This is a genomic window from Methylobacterium sp. Leaf88 (genome assembly GCF_001422795.1).
Classification (GTDB): Bacteria; Pseudomonadota; Alphaproteobacteria; order Rhizobiales; family Beijerinckiaceae; genus Methylobacterium.
This window is the reverse complement of sequence record NZ_LMMK01000012.1, coordinates 101,120-118,890: the sequence shown is the minus strand read 5'-3', so window position 1 is coordinate 118,890 and position 17,771 is coordinate 101,120. Positions and strand designations below refer to the sequence as shown.

The 17,771-nt window shown below is 70.8% G+C and carries 21 protein-coding genes and 1 pseudogene; 8 read left to right on the top strand and 14 right to left on the bottom strand.

Features of this window, described 5'->3' with window-relative positions:
- The 3 genes from ASF20_RS24870 to ASF20_RS06890 form a co-directional block, all read right to left on the bottom strand.
- A partial coding sequence (locus ASF20_RS24870; protein ID WP_244476348.1) for a sugar phosphate nucleotidyltransferase occupies positions 1-636 on the bottom strand: 636 nt, incomplete at its 3' end.
- Positions 637-855: 219 nt separating this feature from the next.
- Positions 856-1,143 carry a hypothetical protein gene (locus tag ASF20_RS06895; RefSeq protein ID WP_056272387.1) on the bottom strand — a complete coding sequence of 96 codons (288 nt, stop codon included), beginning with the start codon at positions 1,141-1,143 and terminating at the stop codon, positions 856-858.
- A gap of 143 nt (positions 1,144-1,286) precedes the next feature.
- Entirely contained in the window at positions 1,287-1,514 is a 228-nt protein-coding gene (locus ASF20_RS06890) for a hypothetical protein (RefSeq protein ID WP_156394074.1), read from the bottom strand.
- A gap of 298 nt (positions 1,515-1,812) precedes the next feature.
- Here ASF20_RS06890 and ASF20_RS24865 point away from each other — a divergent pair.
- Positions 1,813-1,998: pseudogene (locus ASF20_RS24865) on the top strand (PQQ-dependent dehydrogenase, methanol/ethanol family); the annotation flags it as partial.
- An 80-nt stretch (positions 1,999-2,078) separates the two neighbouring features.
- On the opposite strand, the gene ASF20_RS06885 reads toward ASF20_RS24865, so the two are convergent.
- On the bottom strand, positions 2,079-3,179 hold the full coding sequence (locus tag ASF20_RS06885; protein WP_056272383.1) for a catalase family protein: 1,101 nt from the start codon (positions 3,177-3,179) through the stop codon (positions 2,079-2,081).
- Between the two features lie 575 nt (positions 3,180-3,754).
- Entirely contained in the window at positions 3,755-4,747 is a 993-nt protein-coding gene (locus ASF20_RS06875; protein ID WP_056272377.1) for a catalase family peroxidase, read from the bottom strand.
- 269 nt (positions 4,748-5,016) lie between these two features.
- Here ASF20_RS06875 and ASF20_RS06870 point away from each other — a divergent pair, with 269 nt between their 5' ends.
- Positions 5,017-6,036: an NAD(P)-dependent alcohol dehydrogenase gene (locus tag ASF20_RS06870; RefSeq protein WP_056212873.1), complete on the top strand. Its 1,020-nt coding sequence runs from the start codon at positions 5,017-5,019 to the stop codon at positions 6,034-6,036.
- A 16-nt stretch (positions 6,037-6,052) separates the two neighbouring features.
- On the opposite strand, the gene ASF20_RS06865 is transcribed toward ASF20_RS06870, so the two are convergent.
- From ASF20_RS06865 to ASF20_RS06850, 4 genes are all read right to left on the bottom strand, one after another.
- Positions 6,053-6,451, bottom strand: coding sequence for an MAPEG family protein (locus tag ASF20_RS06865; protein WP_056272375.1), 399 nt, complete (start codon positions 6,449-6,451; stop codon positions 6,053-6,055).
- Between the two features lie 73 nt (positions 6,452-6,524).
- Positions 6,525-7,031 (bottom strand): cupin domain-containing protein, encoded by a 507-nt coding sequence (locus tag ASF20_RS06860; RefSeq protein WP_056272372.1) that lies wholly within the window; start codon positions 7,029-7,031, stop codon positions 6,525-6,527.
- A 57-nt stretch (positions 7,032-7,088) separates the two neighbouring features.
- Positions 7,089-8,165 carry a catalase family protein gene (locus ASF20_RS06855; protein WP_056272371.1) on the bottom strand — a complete coding sequence of 359 codons (1,077 nt, stop codon included), beginning with the start codon at positions 8,163-8,165 and terminating at the stop codon, positions 7,089-7,091.
- A 296-nt stretch (positions 8,166-8,461) separates the two neighbouring features.
- Positions 8,462-9,109, bottom strand: coding sequence for a hypothetical protein (locus ASF20_RS06850; RefSeq protein WP_156647987.1), 648 nt, complete (start codon positions 9,107-9,109; stop codon positions 8,462-8,464).
- Between the two features lie 196 nt (positions 9,110-9,305).
- Here ASF20_RS06850 and ASF20_RS06845 point away from each other — a divergent pair, with 196 nt between their 5' ends.
- A complete protein-coding gene (locus ASF20_RS06845) occupies positions 9,306-10,376 on the top strand; it encodes a substrate-binding domain-containing protein (RefSeq protein WP_056272366.1) in 1,071 nt (356 codons plus the stop codon).
- Here the strand turns inward: ASF20_RS06845 and ASF20_RS06840 are convergent.
- From ASF20_RS06840 to ASF20_RS06820, 5 genes are all read right to left on the bottom strand, one after another.
- Complete coding sequence (locus ASF20_RS06840) at positions 10,373-11,149, bottom strand: ABC transporter ATP-binding protein (protein WP_056273627.1); 777 nt, start codon at positions 11,147-11,149, stop codon at positions 10,373-10,375. The two genes, ASF20_RS06845 and ASF20_RS06840, sit on opposite strands and share 4 nt — an antisense overlap.
- Complete coding sequence (locus ASF20_RS06835) at positions 11,146-12,123, bottom strand: iron ABC transporter permease (RefSeq protein ID WP_082501267.1); 978 nt, start codon at positions 12,121-12,123, stop codon at positions 11,146-11,148. Before ASF20_RS06835 ends, ASF20_RS06840 begins: the two co-directional genes overlap by 4 nt.
- 80 nt (positions 12,124-12,203) lie before the next feature.
- A complete protein-coding gene (locus ASF20_RS06830) occupies positions 12,204-13,214 on the bottom strand; it encodes an iron ABC transporter substrate-binding protein (RefSeq protein ID WP_156648012.1) in 1,011 nt (336 codons plus the stop codon).
- 206 nt (positions 13,215-13,420) lie between these two features.
- Positions 13,421-13,789 carry an HU family DNA-binding protein gene (locus ASF20_RS06825; protein WP_056272363.1) on the bottom strand — a complete coding sequence of 123 codons (369 nt, stop codon included), beginning with the start codon at positions 13,787-13,789 and terminating at the stop codon, positions 13,421-13,423.
- Between the two features lie 134 nt (positions 13,790-13,923).
- The gene (locus ASF20_RS06820) at positions 13,924-14,880 is read right to left on the bottom strand and encodes a LysR family transcriptional regulator (protein WP_056272360.1); all 957 of its coding nucleotides are present in this window, start codon (positions 14,878-14,880) and stop codon (positions 13,924-13,926) included.
- Positions 14,881-15,444: 564 nt separating this feature from the next.
- Here ASF20_RS06820 and ASF20_RS06815 point away from each other — a divergent pair.
- From ASF20_RS06815 to ASF20_RS06800, 5 genes are read left to right on the top strand one after another with little or no spacing between them, the layout of a single operon-like run.
- Positions 15,445-15,636 (top strand): hypothetical protein, encoded by a 192-nt coding sequence (locus tag ASF20_RS06815; RefSeq protein ID WP_348271545.1) that lies wholly within the window; start codon positions 15,445-15,447, stop codon positions 15,634-15,636.
- Positions 15,633-16,064, top strand: coding sequence for a hypothetical protein (locus tag ASF20_RS23895; protein ID WP_156647986.1), 432 nt, complete (start codon positions 15,633-15,635; stop codon positions 16,062-16,064). Before ASF20_RS06815 ends, ASF20_RS23895 begins: the two co-directional genes overlap by 4 nt.
- A gap of 43 nt (positions 16,065-16,107) precedes the next feature.
- Positions 16,108-16,749, top strand: coding sequence for a nitrile hydratase subunit alpha (gene nthA, locus ASF20_RS06810; protein WP_056272358.1), 642 nt, complete (start codon positions 16,108-16,110; stop codon positions 16,747-16,749).
- The gene (gene nthB / locus ASF20_RS06805) at positions 16,746-17,423 is read left to right on the top strand and encodes a nitrile hydratase subunit beta (RefSeq protein WP_056272355.1); all 678 of its coding nucleotides are present in this window, start codon (positions 16,746-16,748) and stop codon (positions 17,421-17,423) included. The genes nthA and nthB overlap by 4 nt, the downstream gene beginning before the upstream one ends.
- Complete coding sequence (locus tag ASF20_RS06800) at positions 17,420-17,764, top strand: nitrile hydratase accessory protein (protein WP_056272353.1); 345 nt, start codon at positions 17,420-17,422, stop codon at positions 17,762-17,764. Before nthB ends, ASF20_RS06800 begins: the two co-directional genes overlap by 4 nt.
- The last annotated feature ends 7 nt before the right edge of the window (positions 17,765-17,771 follow it).

The following is a 17,771-nucleotide window of genomic DNA, read 5'->3' as shown; positions in this document are numbered from 1 at the left end:
CATCACGTCGGCGCGGAACAGGAAGTAGCCCGAGTTCCAGAGGGCGCCCTCCTCGATCAGCCGCAGGGCGCCGGCGTGATCGGGCTTCTCCACGAAGCGCTCGACCGCGTGGTTGCCCGCTCCGCCCGAAAGGGCTGCGCCGACGCGGATGTAGCCGTAGCCGGTGGCGGGGGCGGTCGGGGTGATCCCGAGGGTCATGATCGCCCCGGCCCGGGCGCCGGCGGCGGAGGCCCGGGCGGCGGCCACGAAGGCGGGGGTATCGCCGATGACGTGGTCGGCGGCCATGATCAGCACGACGCTCTCGGGGTCGCGCCGGGCTGCGTGCAGAGTAGCGACCGCCACCGCCGCGGCGGAGTCGCGCCGTTCGGGCTCGAGGATGATGTCGGCCTGGATGCCCGCCTGCTGCAGTTGCTCGGCGACGATGAAGCGGGCGTCGCTGCTGGTGAGCACGGTGGGGCGCGCGAACACGCCGGTATCGCCCAGGCGCTGGGCGGTGGCCTGGAAGGTCGAGGTCTTGGGGTCTACCAGCGGCGTGAACTGCTTGGGCATGCTCTCCCGCGAGGCCGGCCACAGGCGCGTGCCCGAACCGCCGCAGAGGATGATCGGGTGGATCAAAGCGTCGGCAGACTCGGACATTCTCGCGTTCGCCTCGTCGGGAGCTAAGCGCATCGAGCCGGCCGACCCGCCGCAATCCGCATTCCAACCTGATCGTCACCTAACAGGTTACACCACCCCCCACCAGTCCGGACGCGCCGGCGACGATGGCCACCTATCCGGTAACCTTAAGGCAGACATGGTTTTTTTGCTGTGGGGCGGACGCAAGCTAAAGCGTTGTAGAGACCCGGAAGCCGGGCTTCAGCGTCGCGGTTTCACCGGCTTGCGGGGCGCCGGCTGCGGTCGCCCGATCGGCTTGCGGGGCGTCTGCGCGGCCAGGGCCGCGCGTGCGATGTCCTGAGGACGCGGCGCTCCGCTCGCGATCCGCTTCAGGGCTTCCGCCATCTCTTCAATCATCTGGGCCGATTCACCCTCCAGGGTCTCCTCGGCCCTGATCCCGTTCAGTTCCGGGGCGATCTCCTCGGCCGCCTCGCGCAATTCATCGACGAGTTCGGCGGGCGACCAGCGGGGGTAGGACGTTTGCGGCATGCCGCATCATGCCAGGGCGCCCCGGCTCCGACAACGGCCGACGCTGCCGGTCGGGTGTCGGAATCGCGTAGGTCGCCCGCCGATCGGCGACCGAACACCCCGCTGCAGCGGCGGCTGGACGGGGTCTCTGCCTGCCATGGACCTCAGCGGCCGCCCGGTCCCCCATTGGCGCTGCCGTTGGGGAAGGCTTGCTCCGGCCGGCTCGCATTGCCCCCCGCGGCCGAGTTCGTGGTCACGGTATCGGCGCCCGTGGCCCCGTACGAGATGACCAGATCGCGGCTGTTGCCGGTGGTGTTGGGCTGGTTCTGGATAATGACGCCGCGACGGTCGTGCGGGGCCAGCACCCCCTGCGCCTGCACGGATGACGTCATCACGATCGCGAGCGCACCCGCGCTCAACAGGGGAGCGGACATCTTCATGGGAAAACCCCGAGGGTTGAGTCTGACGCGTCAACCTGCATAGGCGGGGGGCTGTTCCTGTGACGAAGCCGCGCCCCCGGGCGGGGATCCGTGCAGTCCGACCGCTTTCCCGACCGGCGTGGGCGCACGCCGTACGCTGGCACGGTTCGGAGGCGGCAAGACGTCTGAGAAGAACCGACCACAGAGCCGATCCGCGCGTTCCGTTCGGCCAACGGCGGCGTCCGGAAGCGCCGAGATGAAATCCGATGAGACCGACCTCGTCTCCGCGCCGATCACCGGGGAGCCGGATGGCGAGCGGGGGGTCGGCATCACGGCGGGCTGGGGCTGGGCGGGGCGGTTCCGCTCTGGGGAGGCGAGATGGCAAAACTCACCCCCCGGCATCACCCAGGGCGGCAGCGTCCGGGCCTCCACGCTGCCGAAGACCGTCGTCGCGCGTCGAACGATCGGATTTCGGGCGGGGAAGGCCTGCGCCCGCACCACGAGGCGGGCCGCCGGCCGGCGGCCCGAACGCAAACCTCAGTCCGGGATCTCGGCTGCGCGCCTTGGCTCGCGCTGCGGATTGCCGTTCTGTCGCTGCCGGAAAGCGTAGAGAGCGGGATAGGTCCGCAGGCGGGCCCGCATCAGTGAGCCCAGCGGGCGGTGCGCCGCCAGACTGTGTCCGGGGCGAAACGACATCACGTCGTTCATGAAGGTCCTGCGCGCCGCACCCATGGCCTCCTGCCTGGGGAGCACGAGGCGGGCCACCGGCCGATACGGGCTCTCCGCCTCCGGCCACGGCACGGAGGCATCCTCCACCGGCATCGTCGCGAGGTCCGTACAGAGCTGAACCCGGATCTCGAAGGCGGCCTCCTGCTCATGGAAATACGCCACGGTGGCGTCCCGGAAGACGTCCGGATTGCGCGTATCCAACGGGTCCCAGCTCAAGCCGTCCTGCCCGGACGAAACCGGTACGGCGACGATCTTGGCGATGTAGTCGCCGTAGCGCAGGGCGGCCTGCGAGTAGTAGCAGTCGGTCAGCGGATGGCGGGCCGAGTGGCCGAAGAAATCCAGGAGGGGACTGTCGCCGCCGGTCACGGCCTTCACCATACTGTTGAGGGCGCCTGCCGTCGCCGACACGGCCGCCTTCATCCCGTCGGGTACACTTCCACCCGCGCCGGCCTCCAATCCCTTCATGGCACCGAGAAAGCTCGCGGCCGTGCCGTTGGGGAAGACCGGCCCCGTGGCGAGGACGAAATCCTGCGTGTCGGCGTCATGGTGCGGCAGTGTCTCGCCCTCTACACCGAACACCTTGATCGCCATGCCGCGGTGGGTGTGCACCTTGTCCGGCAGGTGTTCGCCCGGCCCCTGGGCGAGACGAACGGCAACTTCGTAGCCGCCCGGTTTCGCGAAGACGCCCTGACGCAACTCCGGTGGGAGATCGTCGCGCACCTGCAGCGTGCCCTTCAGGAAGGCCGACGCCTTGGCATGGGATGCCCGGACCGCACGGTGTTCGCGCGCCTGGACCTTCTCGCTCGCGTGAGTCATCGCCGCGATGATCTTGGCGATCGTCGCGTCCTCGTCAGGCGCCCTCACTTCGATGCTGTCGCTGTAGCGCAGGGGTGGGCGGGTCTCGGCCATACCGAAGTCCTATCGGGGTGCGTGTCCAAGCGAACCTCGGCACTCGGTCCGGGTTTCCGGCCGTGACGCCGGGCCCGCCTCACAATCGCGGCACCCGATGTCTCCGGCATCCGCGGAAGGTCCGACGATGTCGAGCAGCCTGCCGGACGGGACCCCGGCGCGGGGCCGGTCATGTCTTCCCGAGGAATCCCGGGAACACCCGGGGAGGCGCTGCGCTTCTCGGATCGGACAGGTCGGAACGGTCCGACGGACGACGGAGGCTTCGAAGTCATGCCCAGGCACGCCCCCCTCATCGCAGGCGCGATCCTGATCGGCCTCGCGGGCTCCGCGGCGGCCGCGGACGGTTCGGGCACGGCCGGTGAAAGGCCCCGGTCGGGATCGGACGCCCCGGCGGGCTCCGGGACGACGAGCGTCGGAGCCGGCGGGCTGACCGGCTCCGGGGCGATCGAGGAGGGCAGCCACCGGGCCGGCCCAGATGCAGCCTCGGACAAGGAGCCCCCGTCGTCGCGCCCCGGCGCCCCGGGGGCGCCGGCCGCCGGAACCACCCGATAGCGGGGATCCGGCAGCGAACGAGCCTACTGGCTCCGGCGTCCGAACGAGACGGCGTAGGCCTGGACCCGCGCGTCGATCAGGGGATCGTCCGAGACCTCGACGCCGTCCGTGAGCGCGTTCGGCATGAACAGCAGCGCCTTCTCGGCCTCGGCGCTGTCGGGCACGACCTTGGAGACGGTGAGGACGCCCAGGTCGACGATTCTCCGGTCCTCGGGCCAGGGCTTGGTGGCGTCGTTGGTCGGGTCGCCCGGCGCGGCGAGCTGCGCCTGAACGGTGAAGCGCGCCGGCTCCTTCGCGATGCGAGGACCGATCTCCGCCATCAGGTAATCCGGTTCGCGCTTGGCCGCGTCCTCGGGCGAGAGGATGTCCTCGCCCTGAACCGGCACGAAGCGGAAGCGGAACGGTTGGCGCTTGCCGTCCTTGTCGACGAAGACGAAGGCGTTCACGCCGTTATAGGTCTGTCGCGCCAGGCTCGACGGGGTCTTGGCCGTGCCGCCGGCCGTGGCTGCGGCCGGATGGGCGGCGGTGAACCGCTCGAGCGCGGTCGGGTGCGCCGCGTCCGGGCCGCTGTCGGCGACGGCCTGGAGCAGGTCGCGGAACGCCTCGCCGGTCGCGACCGGGAAGTACTTGAGCGCGTTCAGGACGACGTCCATCTCCGAGCCGTCCACGAGCTTGAACTTCAGCGACATCCCGTGCGGATTGGCGTTCTTCGAGCCGTCGGGGATCGTCGGCACGCCGGTCGCATCCGAGAACCGGATCGTCACCGGGACGGGCGGCCCCTGGAACAGCGACGCCTTGCTGATCCGCGCGGCCTCGGCCGAAGGGGTGAAGCTGCCTTCCGCCACCACGCCCTTGGCATGGTTGGCGCGCTTGCCCGGATGCGACCCGAACAGCTTGTTCATGACGTTGATGGTCTGCTCGGCGGTCGTCGCCTCCTCGGCGAAGACCGGCGTTACCGTGACGACAGCAAAGGCGACACCGGCCGCGAGGGTGTACTTGATGCTCGATGAACGCATGACGATCCTCAGGGGAGCGTCGACGCTGGACGCGTCGACCGGCTGGGCTTGGAGTCGTTCTTAAGCGCGAACGACGACGGTCGACAATGCCGGGATTGCTACGCGATCCGGACCCGGCCGGCCCATCACCATCGCGTCACGAAGACATGGTCTCGACAGGGGCCGAGCCCGCTGCCACCATCGGATTCCGGCCCGGGACCTCCACCCTTGCGTGGATCCCGCCCCCTGCAGGGCCGGTGCGTCGCGCCGGCGAGACGAACAGGTTCAGAATGCGTGTATCGGCCTCCCGCGCGGTGATCGTTCAACCCGGTGGCGGCTTCGACGCCGTCGGCTTCGGCGAGCGACCGGTTCCGGAACCCGGCCCCGGCGAGATCACCGTCCGCCTGCGGGCGAGTTCTCTCAACTATCACGACTACGCCGTGGTGAGCGGCATGTGGGGCCCGAGCGAACCGCGCGTGCCGATGTCGGATGGGGCCGGTGAGGTCGAAGCCGTGGGTCCGGGGGTCGACGCCTTCGTGGTCGGCGACCGCGTGGTCAGCACCTTCTTTCCGACCTGGACGGAAGGCAGCCCCCAGGTCGAGGGATTCGCGACCGTGCCGGGCGACGGTATCGACGGGTATGCCCGCGAGCGCGTCACGGCCTCCGCGATGGCGTTCACCCACGCGCCGCGGGGATGGGACCATGCCGAGGCGGCGACCCTGACGACGGCCGCGCTCACGGCCTGGCGGGCCCTGCACGGGGATGCGGGCCTGAAGAGCGGCGACGTCGTCCTGGTTCAAGGCACCGGAGGCGTCTCGCTCTTCGCCCTGCAATTCGCCAAGGCCGCCGGCGCCACCGTGGTCGCCACCTCGTCGAGCGCGGAGAAGCTCGAGCGCCTGCGCGCCCTGGGGGCGGACCACGTCCTGAATTACCGGTCCGACACCAGCTGGGGTGAAACGGCCCGACGCCTGACCGACGGGCGCGGAGTCGACCACGTCCTCGACGTCGGGGGTCCGGCGACCCTGGAGCAGTCGATGGCCGCCGTGCGGGTGGGCGGGCACATCTCGGTGATCGGCATCCTGACCGGTGTCGCCGGCCCACTCCCCCTGGTGCCGGCTCTGCTTCGGCAGATCCGCCTCCAGGGCGTGCTCGTCGGCAGTCGACGCCAGCAGATCGAGATGGTCCGGGGCATCGAGGCCTGCGGGCTGCGTCCGATCGTCGACCGCCGCTATCCCCTGGCGGATCTTGTCGCGGCGTTCCGGCACCAGGAAAGCAACCGGCACTTCGGCAAGATCTGTATCGAGATCTGATCCGCCGCCGCGCGCCTCAGCCGACCCGGAACAGGAGGGCGACGGCCGCCACGGCTATGACCGCGAAGGTCGCGAGGATCCCGCCCCCGCGGCAGGCGAATTGGCGTGGCGAATTCTTCGGGGCGAACATCCCGAACGGGTGCAGCACCCGCGCCACCAGCAAAGCGATCAGGAGGCTGCGGACCAGGGTCGGGCTCCCCCCGCCCGCTTCCAGCAGAGCGACGAGGATCAGCGCCAGCGGCACGTACTCCCCGAAATTGCCCTGCGCGCGGATGCGCTTCTCCAGGTTCGGATTCCCACCGTCCCCATGCAGGACGTCCGCCGCCAGGCGGCCCGCAACGACCCAGGACGAGAGGCCGACATAGAGAAGGGCGAACGCGGCCGCGTAGAAAGCCGTGAGGGCAGGATAGATCACGGGGTCACTCCGGTAGGGCGGATCTCGTTGGCGTGCGCGGACAGGGTCGACGGCAGGACGTTTGAATCCAACCTCAGCGGGGACCCTGGGCGGTGCGGCTCGGATCGTCGGCCGGGTCGATGTAGTTCAGACCGAAGGGGCCAGTCCCGTTGACCTGCAGTTCCACGGGCTCGCTCGTGGTCCAGAGGGCGTGCGGCATGTCCTGCGGCAGGTAGACGAAGCCGCCGGCGCGCAGCGATTTGCCAGCGCTCTTGTCCAGCGTCGCACCGTGCTGATGGTAGATGGAGCCGGCCAGGATGGTCAGCGTTTCGGCCTGGGCATGCGTGTGCGGGGCGATCACGGTCTCGGCGGGAAACTTGATGCGAAGCACGAAGGGCCCGGGCTTGGCCGGATCACCCGCCACCCGGCTGATCTGCGTGCCCTTGGGCAGGTTCGCCGGACCGGCCTCGTAGACCACGCTGGCCGCGTCCGGAACGGTGACGCTGCCATGCTCCGCGTGGTCGCCCGCTGCCGCGACGGCCGTGCCCGCAACGGGGATCACCAGGAGTGCGGCGGCGAGGGTTCGTGCGAGCGGGCTCATGGATGTCCTTGCAGCGAGGAGCGGGAGGAGGCGGCTTGGGAAGGCACCGGCCAAGCCTCAGTGCCCGGCGCCGGGCTCATGAATGGGACATCCATTGAAGCGCTGGCGAAACTCGGCCGAGTGCTTGTAGGGGGCGTTGCGGGCACGATTGATGTTGCCAAGGGGCTGATGGGCGGCGAGGCCCGTCCAGATGCTGAAGCGCATCCCTTCGTCGACCGCCTGGACGCGCGACGGATCCCAGCTGTCCTGCGGCCGGACGGTGATCAGCCCGACGCGCTGGAACGGAGCTTCCACCTCGTCCCACTCCACCGTCGGATCCTCGACGGGCTGGCGCGCGAGGTCGCGGCAGAGCTGGACGCGGAACTCCCAGACGCCCTCGATGCCGCGCATCTCGGACTGCACCGTCTCGCGGATCGCATTGGGACGACCGGACGCGTCGATCTTGTTCCCGGTCAGCGCGGTGAGCGCCGGGGCAACCGGAGCGACCGAGAACTTGGCGATGTAGTCGCCGTACCGGAACGGGGTGACGCTGTAGTAGGTCTCGCCGAGCGGGTCGACGTTGGGTGCGCCGCCGAGGGACGCCAGCGTCGTGCTCTCGACGCCCACGGCCTGAAGCGCCTTGTTGACGCCCCGCAGCACCGTCGAGGCCGCGACCTTCAGGCCCTCGGCCCGGTCGGTGGTGCCGGCCAACAGCTTCAGGCTGCCGAGGAACTTCTGGGCGCTCGGGGCCTGGAAGACCTTGCCGTTGACCATGATGAAGTTCTGGGTGGCGCCGTCGGCGCCCACCAGGCGCTCGCCCTCGACGTCGAGCACCTTCAGCGCGAGACCCCGCGGCAGCGAAACGGCGTCGGGGAGGATATCGCCCGCGTTGGTGGACAGGCGCATGAAGACCTTGTGCGTCCCGGGGCGGGCGAACAGGCCCTGGGCGAGTTCTGCGGGCAGGGCGTCATCGATGCGGAGCTCGCCCTCCAGGATGCCGTGCGACTTGGCATGCACCGAACGCACCGCATGTCCGGAATCCTCGGCCACGGTCTGCAGGATCTTGTCGAAGGTCTGGTTGAGCTGCGCGATGGTCTCGTTCTCATCGGACGTCACCGTCTCGACATCGGGACTGTAGCGAACGGGGGCTTGCAAGGTCAGGAACTCCGGTCGGGATCGGTTTGCAGATGAACGGACCGATCCGGTCTCCGTTCCGGGTTGGTCCCCTTCAACGCTCCGTGAACGCGCCGCCGAGGCGGCGTCAGGCGCCGATCCCGCCGGTCTCACGCGGGATGGCGGTCGTCCCAGAACCCGAACCGCCCGCGGAAGCCGGATTCCTCCGGTTCGCGGTCTCGCGGAGGCTTCGGGGGAGACAGGCCCGGTCCAAATCGAGCGATCGCCGTTCTCGATCCCGGCTGCGGGTCCGACCCGGACGTCGTCCTGCCTCCGGCTCAGCGCGGCGCGTGGATGTCCTCACGGCTGCGGAGGAGACCGGGTGGAAGCCCGGGTCGCAGGTCGGCGGCCATCGCCCATTCCCAGAGTGCGCGGTCCAGATCCTGAAGGGTGACGCCGAAGCTTCCGGAGAGGTCACGGCAGAACGCGAGGTAGCGGAGGTAGAGGTCGAGCGGCAGAGACGCCTTCGCACCGATCTCGAGCGGTCCGCAGCCGAGGGCCTTGAGGCCCCGAGGGTCGATGACGGCGTAATGGTCCGGACGGATCGCGGCCAGGATCGCCGACGCGACGGGCACGGCCACGCCGGAGAGACCGGTGAGGACCGACACGGCCACCCGCGGGGTCGTGGCGAGCAGCGCCGTCCGCAGGGCGTCGGCGACCTCCTCGTCGCTGTTCCTCTGTTGACGACTCCGGCCACGGTCGCTGACCTTCCAGGTCAGGATCGGGGCGAGGTTCTCACGCGTGCAGGCGCCGTGCCGGATGCGCGCGCCGGCGGCGAGGGCCGCCCGCTCCTTCGCGTCGATCCGATAGGCTGCCGCGAGGCGTGGAATCTCCAAGGGTGAGAATTGCAGGCGCAGCGGTCTTGCGGCGTCGCGCTCCGGGCGCGACCGTCCGACGGCACGCGTCGCTCGGAGCGCGAGGGCCAAGATCAGGTCTACGATCTGGAGGACACGGCGTCGCGGCGCCAAAGGGCCGGCTCGCGAGCGGCTGAGACTGCCACGCGGGCAGCACTTGTCGGAGTTTCGTGGTCGCGCCTCATGCCATCGAACCCCGTCATCCGCGGCAGCCCTAAGCGCGGGCACCCGTCGCAAATACGTAGAAAGATGTTACGACCGACGCAATATGATGCACGCATCCGATGATTCACCTCTCGCCATCGACCTCGCCCTGGGCGGCACGATCACCGTCGGGTCGCACCGTATCTCGGTCGCCGAGGCCGTCACGGTGCTCGACGCGATCGCGGAGACGGGCTCCGTCCAGGGCATCGCGACCGCGCTCGGCCTCTCCTACCGGGCGGCCTGGGAGCGTCTTCGTGCCCTCGAAGCCGGCCTCGGGCACCAGCTCGTGCAGAAGACGCGCGGGCACGGCAGCGCGCTGACGCCCACGGGTGTGCTGCTGCGCGAGTCCCTGGGAACGGCCGCGGCCAGTCTCGCGGCGCCGATGGCCCGGGAAGCACGCGCCATCGGTGCCCACCTCGCGCCGGTCCTGACCGGGGCCGTGCGCCCCGTCACGCTGGTCGCCAGCCACGACCTGCTCATCATGGACGTCGCCGCGACCTGGCCGAAGCTCGCCCTGGCGATCGCCGGCAGCGAGGATGCCGTGGCGCGCCTGACCGAGGCCCGTGCCGATGCGGCCGGATTCCACTGCGGTGCCGTCGACTGGCCGACGGCCGGTCCCGCCTTCGCGGACCTCGCGGCCGATCCCGGTTTCCGGGTCAGGATCCTGTTCGAGCGCGAGCAGGGATTGATGCTCGCGGCCGGCAATCCCCTCGGCATCCGCGGCGTGGACGACCTCGCCGCCGGAAATGCCCGGTACGTCAATCGCCAGAAGGGGTCGGGCACCCGGGTGTGGTTCGATCGGCTTCTCGCCCAGCACGACATTCCGGCCGACCGGATCCGGGGCTACGCCACCGAGGAATTCACGCATCAGGCGGTCGCCGCCGTGATTGCCTACGGCGCGGCCGATGCCGGGCTCGGTGCGCGGGCGGCGGCCGACCGGTTCGGACTCGATTTTCTCTCCGTGGGCTGGGAGCGCTACTACCTCGCGACCGCCCAATCCCGGATCGACGCGACCTTCGACGCCCTCGCGGAGGCCCTGGCCGAGCGCGCGTGCCGGACATCCGGCTACCGCCCGCCCGAGACCGTGCGGGGCATCGGGCAAGGGACTGCCGTTCCCGGGGCGCCGCTTCCCTAATCCGGCAGGATCGGCGCGCAGACGGCATGCCCATGGCCCGGCAGTGCGACCACCGCCACGGCGACGCCGTAGATCCGCGCCAGGGTCTCGGGCGTGATCGTCGCGGCCGGAGTCCCGAGGGCGAGGAGTCGGCCCTCGTGCAGCAGGGCCACCCGGTCGGCGCACAGGAAGGCGTGGTCCGGGTCGTGCGTCGAGAGGACGACCGCGATACCCGATCGCGACAGGCGACGGATCTGGCCGAGCACCCGGGCCTGGTTGCCGAAATCGAGGCTGGCGGTGGGCTCGTCCATCACGACGATCCGGGGTTCGCCGGCGAGCGCGCGGGCGATCAGCACCATCTGGCGCTCGCCGCCGCTGATCTCGGTGTAGATCCGTTCCGCGAGGTGCCCGATCTCCAGGGTTTCGAGAACTCGTTGGGCCACGGCGTGGTCGGCCGGGCCGGGGCTCGCGAAGGCGCCGAGCCGGCTCGCGCGCCCCATCAGGACGACGTCGCGCACCCGGAACGGAAAGAACCCGCCCTGCGCCTGGGGGACGTAGCCGAGGCTCGCCGCCAGCCGGCGCCGGGACCAGCGGCCGATCTCCTCCCCGTCGAGGCGGATGCGGCCGTCGAGGGGTGGAAGGAGGCCCAGGAGCGTCTTGAACAGCGTGGTCTTGCCGCCGCCATTTGGGCCCAGCAGGCACAGCACCTCCCCGGGCTCCACGGTGAGGGCGAGGCCGGCGCCGATGCGACGGCGCCCGTAGCCGAAGGCGAGATCCTCGACGCTGAGCATCAGGCCCAGCCCCGCCGGCCGCTGGCAAGGAGCCAGAGGAAGAACGGCGCGCCGATGAGCGCGGTCAGGATGCCGAGCGGCACCTCGATGGGGGCGATGGTGCGGGCCACGAGGTCGACGGCGAGCAGGTAGCCCGCGCCGAGAACCAGGGAAGCCGGCAGCAGGCGGCGGAAATCCGGGCCCACCAGCAGCCGGGCCACGTGCGGCACCAGGAGGCCGATCCAACCGATCACCCCCGTCACCGACACCGAGGCGGCGGTGACCAGGGTGGCGGCGGCGATCAGGACCGGGCGCAGGACCCGGGTCTCGATCCCGAGGGCGCGGGCTTCCTCCTCGCCGAGGCTCATCAGGTTCATGCGCCAGCGCAGGAGCACCAGGGGCACCAGACCGAGGCCGATCGCCGGCAGGATCGCGACGACATCCCCTGAGGTCACGGAAGCGAGGCTGCCGAGGAGCCAGTAGGTGATGGCGGGCAACTGGTTGTAGGGATCCGCCAGGACCTTCAGGAGCGCGATGGCCGAGCCCAGCACGGCCCCGATGGCGACACCGGCCAGGACCAGCGTCAGCACCGGATCCTGACCGCGCACCGCCGCGCCGACCGCGTAGACGGCGGCGACCGCGCCGAGGCCGCCGGCGAAGGCGAGCCCCTGGATCGCCGCCACGGGCAGGGACAGGAAGATGCCGAGCACCGCCCCGAGGCTCGCCCCCGCCGAAACCCCGAGAATGTCCGGCGAGACCAGGGGGTTCCGGAACAGGCCCTGGTAGGTCGCCCCGGCCGCCGCGAGACTCGCCCCCACCACCAGGGCGGCGAGAACACGGGGCAGGCGGACCTGGAGGATGGCGGTCTGCATTGCCGGATCGGCCCGCGCGGGCAGGCCGACGAGCCGGGCCCCGAGGATCTCGACCACGTCGCCGAGGGGAACGGCGAAGCGCCCGGTGGCCAGCGCCAGCACCACCAGGGCGAGGAGCCCCAGCATGGGCGCCAGGACGGACCAGATCCGCGCCCATCGCCGGCGTTCCGCCTTCTCCGGCAGGGCGAGGGCCTCCGTCTCCGGCGTCACGGCTTTGGACCGGGCGCGGCGCCCGAGAGCAGCGCCGCCACCTGCCCGTCATCGAGATCCACGTGGTAGAAGCGCCGGTAGAAGTCCCGCGTCGCCGCCTCCAGGCCGGTCGAGAACAGGTCCGGGTAGAGCACCTGCGCCAGCCAGCGGATGCCGATCAGGCGATTGGCCCCGGGCGGTGCATCGAACCAGCCGAAGGGCAGGGCCGGCACCTGGTAGACCCGGCCCGCGCGGACGGCCCGGAGGCCGGACCAGAGCGGGTCTTGCGCGATCCCACGCCGGAAGCCGGCATCCTGGGTGAGGATCACGTCCGGGTCCCAGGCCAGCACCTGTTCCGGCGAGACGGTGGCGATCCCGCCGGGGCCGGCCGCCGCGACGTTCCGGGCTCCGACCACGCCGAGGAGCTCGACGTTGATCGACCCGCCGAGGCCGGTCTCGAGCCCCTTCGGCCCGCGGGCGTAGTAGACGCGCGGGCGTCGCTCCTCCGGCACCGTCGCGATCACCCGGGCCACATCCGCCACCGCGGCCTCGGACGCACCCGCGAGGTCCGCCGCCGCCGATTCCAGACCGAGGAGGGCGCCGAGGCGCCGATAGCTCTCCGCGGTCTTCTCGAAATGCCCGTCGAGGAGCACGTAGGGAATCCCGGTCTGGGCCTGGACCCGATCGGCGAGGGACACGTAGGTCGGCGCGGTGCTGCCGACGTCGAGGATGAGATCGGGTGCGAGGCCGAGGACCGCCTCGACGTTCGCGGTCCCGCCGCGCCCGGTCAGGCGCCCCGTGACGGGCAGGTCGCGCGTCGCGGGAGCGAGAAAGAGCTTCTCCTCCGGGGTCGGGCTGCGGATCCAGCCGACCATCCGGTCCGGCGCCAGGGTGTAGAGCAGGACGGAGGCCGGCGGGCCGGCCGCCAGGATTCGGGCGGGGCGCTCGGGCACCGCGACGGTCCGGCCGGCGGCATCGGTGAAGGGCCGTGCGTCGAGGGGGCCGCCGAGACCGAGCCCCGCCAGCAAGGGAACGAGGCGAAGGGTGGCGTGACGCGCACGGCGCAGACCGCCATGCGGACGTGGAAACGGTGCCGTGTTCACAGGAGAACGATCCCCAGACGAGCGGGTGTCCGCGTCAGTGTAGTGGGTCCGGCAGCCGGCGCCTACGGACGGGATGTCCGGGCCGGTGCGGGCCGCAGAGCGCCGATGCGGCGCAGACGGGACGACAGGCGCTACGCCGCACGGGATCGCTCGGCGTTGCAGGAGGGCAGGAACGACAAGGTCACGACCGGGCCTCTCGTCCGCAGGGGAATCGGTGCCGCGGACCCACGCAGCTGCGCCGCGATCGTCCGGCTCGCCCGGAACGAGACGATGCGCTTCTCGCCCACCAGGACCGGCGCGCCGGACGCCAGGTTTCGCCCCGGGCGCGGCGCCCGGGCGACGGCCGAGAAGACGCCGAGCCCCCGCAATTCGACCCGGTCGTCCGCAGCCAGGGCTTCGGCGATCCGTGCCAGGATGGCGTTCACCACGGCGTCCACCTCCGCGGCTCCGAGATGCGGGTGTTGCTCGCACGTGCGGGCGATCAGACCGGACTTGATCATGGTGGGAACTCAGCACCTGCGAGTGATCGAGAGGAGGGAGAAGTTTCGCGACTTCTCGCACCGGACGCAGAGGCCGGTTTCCGCCGCAGCAGGGTCTTCCGGCTCGCTGAATTCGGGCGCCGTGCGCTCGCGTGTCATCGGAGACTGTTCTCACGAACGTCGACGGCGCAGGCCCGCGACGCATCCGCCTTCCCGATCCGCCCATCCAGGGTCCGCGCCAGATGTCGCGCGATGCCCACCAGCGCGGCGACCATCGGCGTCGCCGGTTCGCGTTGCGGCACGACGAGGCCGATCGTGTGCTCGATCTCCGGCTCGACGATCGGGATCGTCCGCAGACCCGGCATCGGCCCGAGGGCGTCGGCCAGCGCGGCCGGCATGATGCTCGACCAGTGCAGGGTGCGCACATGGCTCATCAGGACGATCATCGAATTCGACTCGAGGGTCGGCGCAGGGTCGCTCCCCGAGGCCCGAAGCTGCTGATCGACGATGCGCCGGTTCTGCATGTCGGGCGTCAGCAGGCAGAGCGGCGTCCGGCTGACTTCGGACCAGGTGATGCTGGTGCGCCCGTCGTGCTGGCCGCCCGCCGCGGTGAGAAGCTGGTAGCGCTCCTTAAAGAGCGGGATCGTCGTGACCCGGCTCAGCGGCTCATGGTCGAGATAGGTGAGACCGGCATCCGCCACGAGGTTCTCGATCAGGTCGAGGATGGTCGCCGACGTCGCTGACAGGACGCTGAGGCGGACGTCCGGATAGCGGAGATGATACGGGGTGGTCAGCGCGGAGATCATCGGAAGGACGGTCGGGATCGCGGCGATCCGCAGGTGTCCCGCCGGTCCCCGGCGCAGGGTCGCGACATCCTCGCGCATCGCGCGCGCATCGGCGACGATCCGCCGGGCCCAGGCCAGAACCCGTTCGCCCTCGGGCGTGAATCCCTGAAACCGGGAGCCGCGCTGCACCAGCCGGGTCCCGAGTTGGTTCTCCAGGCTCTTCACACCGGCCGACAGCGTCTGCTGCGTCACGCAGCACGCGTCCGCGGCGCGCCCGAAATGGTGCTCCCGCGACAGGGCGAGGAGAAGGTCGAGTTTGTCGATCACGGGTCCGGGAGAGGAAGCATGGCGCCGTCAGGCTCCGAGACGACCGGTAGTATACATCCGATGCGATCGGCTCAATAAGTCGTAGACTTCCATTGGCTTGGTGAGTTAGGGCCTGGCCCATGGCGGGATCGGACGCATGCGGCCCCGACCCGGAGGCGTGCCGCGAAGAACCCGCGACGGCTGGCGTTGGATGGGTCCAGAGTCGGTGCTGACGGATTTGGCCAAGACGAGGGGTGACTGATCGGCGCCTCGAGTGGATCGGTCTCAGGACGCCACAGAGGTCTACGCGAGGCCCCGTCCAGCATCCCGGCCCTGGCATCGCGTCCAACGGACGAGAAATCGAACCGGCATTCCCGATCAGGCGCTGCGGGCGCCCCGATCGACGCCCATTCTTGCGACCGACGACGCATGACCGCTCGGCTGGGACCGATCGAGCGGGACCGACGCCCCGCCAGGCCCGGCGCGCCTAGACCAGTCTCGTCCTCGAAATCCCGCCCACGGATGCCGATGCCCTGCTCGCCGCCTGGACGGCCGACGCGGAGATCATGAAGCGCCAGCCCGGATTTGTCTCGGCACCGCGGCATCGCGGGCAGCGGCGTCTTCCTGGACGACGCCGTCTGGGACAGCGTCGCGGCGTTCCGTACGGCCTTCACCGATCCCGAGTTCCGAGCCCGTCTCGCCGATGATCCGGCGAGCGCCACCGCGAGCCCGCAGCTGTTCCACACGGTCGCCGTTCCGGGCCTCTGCGCGGCGTGAGCCCCAGCCTTCCTTCCGACGAGATCGCCCTGCGCGAGGACGCGACCGACAAGGCCGACGTCATCGGCGCCGGCGCCGTGGCGGATCCCGCACTCGGACTGGCGGCGGAGGCGGTCCCGAGCCTCGGAGCGCGGCTTCAGGGAACGGACGCCCTGCAACGGATGAGCGTGCGCGACCCGAAGCGTCCGCAGACCGAAGACCAATTTCTCGGACCGGTCGCAGCACGTGCGGACAGGTCCCGCCCCACCCCGACCGCAGGCGGCGCCGTCATGGCTGGCGAAAAGCCCTCGCTCGCCGACAGGTCGAGCGGACGATCAGGATCGGCTGAACCGTGCCGTTTTGCCCTGCACCGCATGACGTCCGATCCGTATCCTTCACGGTTCGGGAAGGGCTTGCCCGGGGCGCGACAGGACCCGCTGCACGCATGACGGGCGTCGATTCAGCCCGTAAGGTCCGGCCTGGAGATTGAGCATGGCGCACCCTCACGATCATGACGACCATTCCCATGGGAGGCACCCGGCAAGCGAACTCTCGCCGATGGAATTGCGGGTGCGCGCCCTGGAATCCATCCTAGTGGACAAGGGCTACGTCGACCCGGCCGCCCTCGATGCGCTGATCGAGACCTACGAGACCAAGGTCGGCCCGCATAACGGGGCCCGGGTGGTGGCGCGGGCCTGGGTCGATCCCGGCTTTCGCGCCCGCCTGCTCGCGGATGCCACTCCGGCCATGCGCGAGCTCGGCGTCGGCGGGCGGGGTGGTGAGCACATGGTCGTCGTCGCCAACACCCCCGAGGAACACAACCTCGTGGTCTGCACGCTCTGCTCCTGCTACCCGTGGCCGGTGCTCGGCCTGCCACCGATCTGGTACAAGTCGCCCCCCTACCGCTCGCGCGCCGTGATCGAGCCGCGCGCGGTGCTGGCCGAGTTCGGCGTGACGCTGCCGGTCGAACAGCGCATCCGGGTCTGGGATTCCACCGCCGAGCTGCGCTACATGGTGTTGCCGATGCGTCCCGCCGGAACGGAAGAACTGGACGAGGCAGCCCTCGCGGCCCTCGTCACCCGGGATGCGATGATCGGCACCGGCCTTCCGCGCGCCCCGGCAACGACCGCATGAACGGGGGGCAGGACCTCGGCGGCATGCACGGCTTCGGCCCTGTCGCGCCCGAAGCCGACGAGCCGCGCTTCCATGCGGCCTGGGAGAAGCGCGTCTTCGGCCTCGCGATGGCCATGGGCCTCTCCGGCGCCTGGAACCTCGATGCCAGCCGGTCGGCCCGCGAGGCGCTGCCGCCGGGCGAGTACCTCGCTTCCAGCTATTACGCGATCTGGCTCAAGGCGCTGGAACGCCAGGTGCAGCACCACGGCCTCGTCACGCCCGAGGAGCTGTTTACCGGCATCGCGTCGGCTCCCGCCGCTCCGGTCAAGCGCGTCCTTCGGGGGGGAGAGGTGGCGCCGCTCTTCGCGCGGGGCTTCCCGAGCGACCGGCCCGTCCCCGACCCGGCGCGCTTCTCGCGGGGCGACCGCGTCCGCGCCCGGATCATCCATCCGGCGGGACACACGCGCCTGCCGCGCTACGTGCGGGGCCAGATCGGGACCATCGAGGCGGTGCATGGCGGCTTCGTCTTTCCCGACACGAACGCGCAGCTCGCCGGCGAGGCGCCGCAATGGCTCTACACCGTCCGGTTCTCCGGCCGCGACCTCTGGGGGGACCAGGCCGAACCCGGCCACACCGTCTCGGTGAACGCCTTCGAGAGCTACCTGGACCCCGTCGAACCGGTACGCTCCGCATGAGCGCCGATCAGATTCCCCGGGACGACGGGGCCGATCCGGTCTTTGCCGAGCCCTGGGAGGCCCAGGCCTTCGCCCTGGTGGTGGCGCTCCACGACCACGGCCTGTTCGACTGGAGCGAATGGGCGGAGGCGCTCGGGGCGCAGACGCGGCGCACCGGGCAGGCGGCGGACTATGCCGCCTGGCTCGCGACCCTCGAAGGCCTGCTCGCGGCACGCGGCATCGCGGCGCCCGAACGCCTCGCCGCGCGCCGGGCCGCCTTCGCACGGGCCGCCGCGGCCACACCGCACGGCGAGCCGATCCTCCTGGCGAAGGATCCGCTCGCGGGCACCCGTCCGGGGTGAAGGGCCG

Coding starts and splice junctions, on each gene's coding strand:
- ASF20_RS06895 (WP_056272387.1), bottom strand. CDS start 1,143: ATGCCGCAAACGTCCTACCCCCGCTGGTCGCCCGCCGAACTCGTCGAT.
- ASF20_RS06890 (WP_156394074.1), bottom strand. CDS start 1,514: ATGACGTCATCCGTGCAGGCGCAGGGGGTGCTGGCCCCGCACGACCGT.
- ASF20_RS06885 (WP_056272383.1), bottom strand. CDS start 3,179: ATGGCCGAGACCCGCCCACCCCTGCGCTACAGCGACAGCATCGAAGTG.
- ASF20_RS06875 (WP_056272377.1), bottom strand. CDS start 4,747: ATGCGTTCATCGAGCATCAAGTACACCCTCGCGGCCGGTGTCGCCTTT.
- ASF20_RS06870 (WP_056212873.1), top strand. CDS start 5,017: ATGCGTGTATCGGCCTCCCGCGCGGTGATCGTTCAACCCGGTGGCGGC.
- ASF20_RS06860 (WP_056272372.1), bottom strand. CDS start 7,031: ATGAGCCCGCTCGCACGAACCCTCGCCGCCGCACTCCTGGTGATCCCC.
- ASF20_RS06845 (WP_056272366.1), top strand. CDS start 9,306: ATGATGCACGCATCCGATGATTCACCTCTCGCCATCGACCTCGCCCTG.
- ASF20_RS06835 (WP_082501267.1), bottom strand. CDS start 12,123: ATGCTGGGGCTCCTCGCCCTGGTGGTGCTGGCGCTGGCCACCGGGCGC.
- ASF20_RS06825 (WP_056272363.1), bottom strand. CDS start 13,789: ATGATCAAGTCCGGTCTGATCGCCCGCACGTGCGAGCAACACCCGCAT.
- nthA (WP_056272358.1), top strand. CDS start 16,108: ATGGCGCACCCTCACGATCATGACGACCATTCCCATGGGAGGCACCCG.
- nthB (WP_056272355.1), top strand. CDS start 16,746: ATGAACGGGGGGCAGGACCTCGGCGGCATGCACGGCTTCGGCCCTGTC.
- ASF20_RS06800 (WP_056272353.1), top strand. CDS start 17,420: ATGAGCGCCGATCAGATTCCCCGGGACGACGGGGCCGATCCGGTCTTT.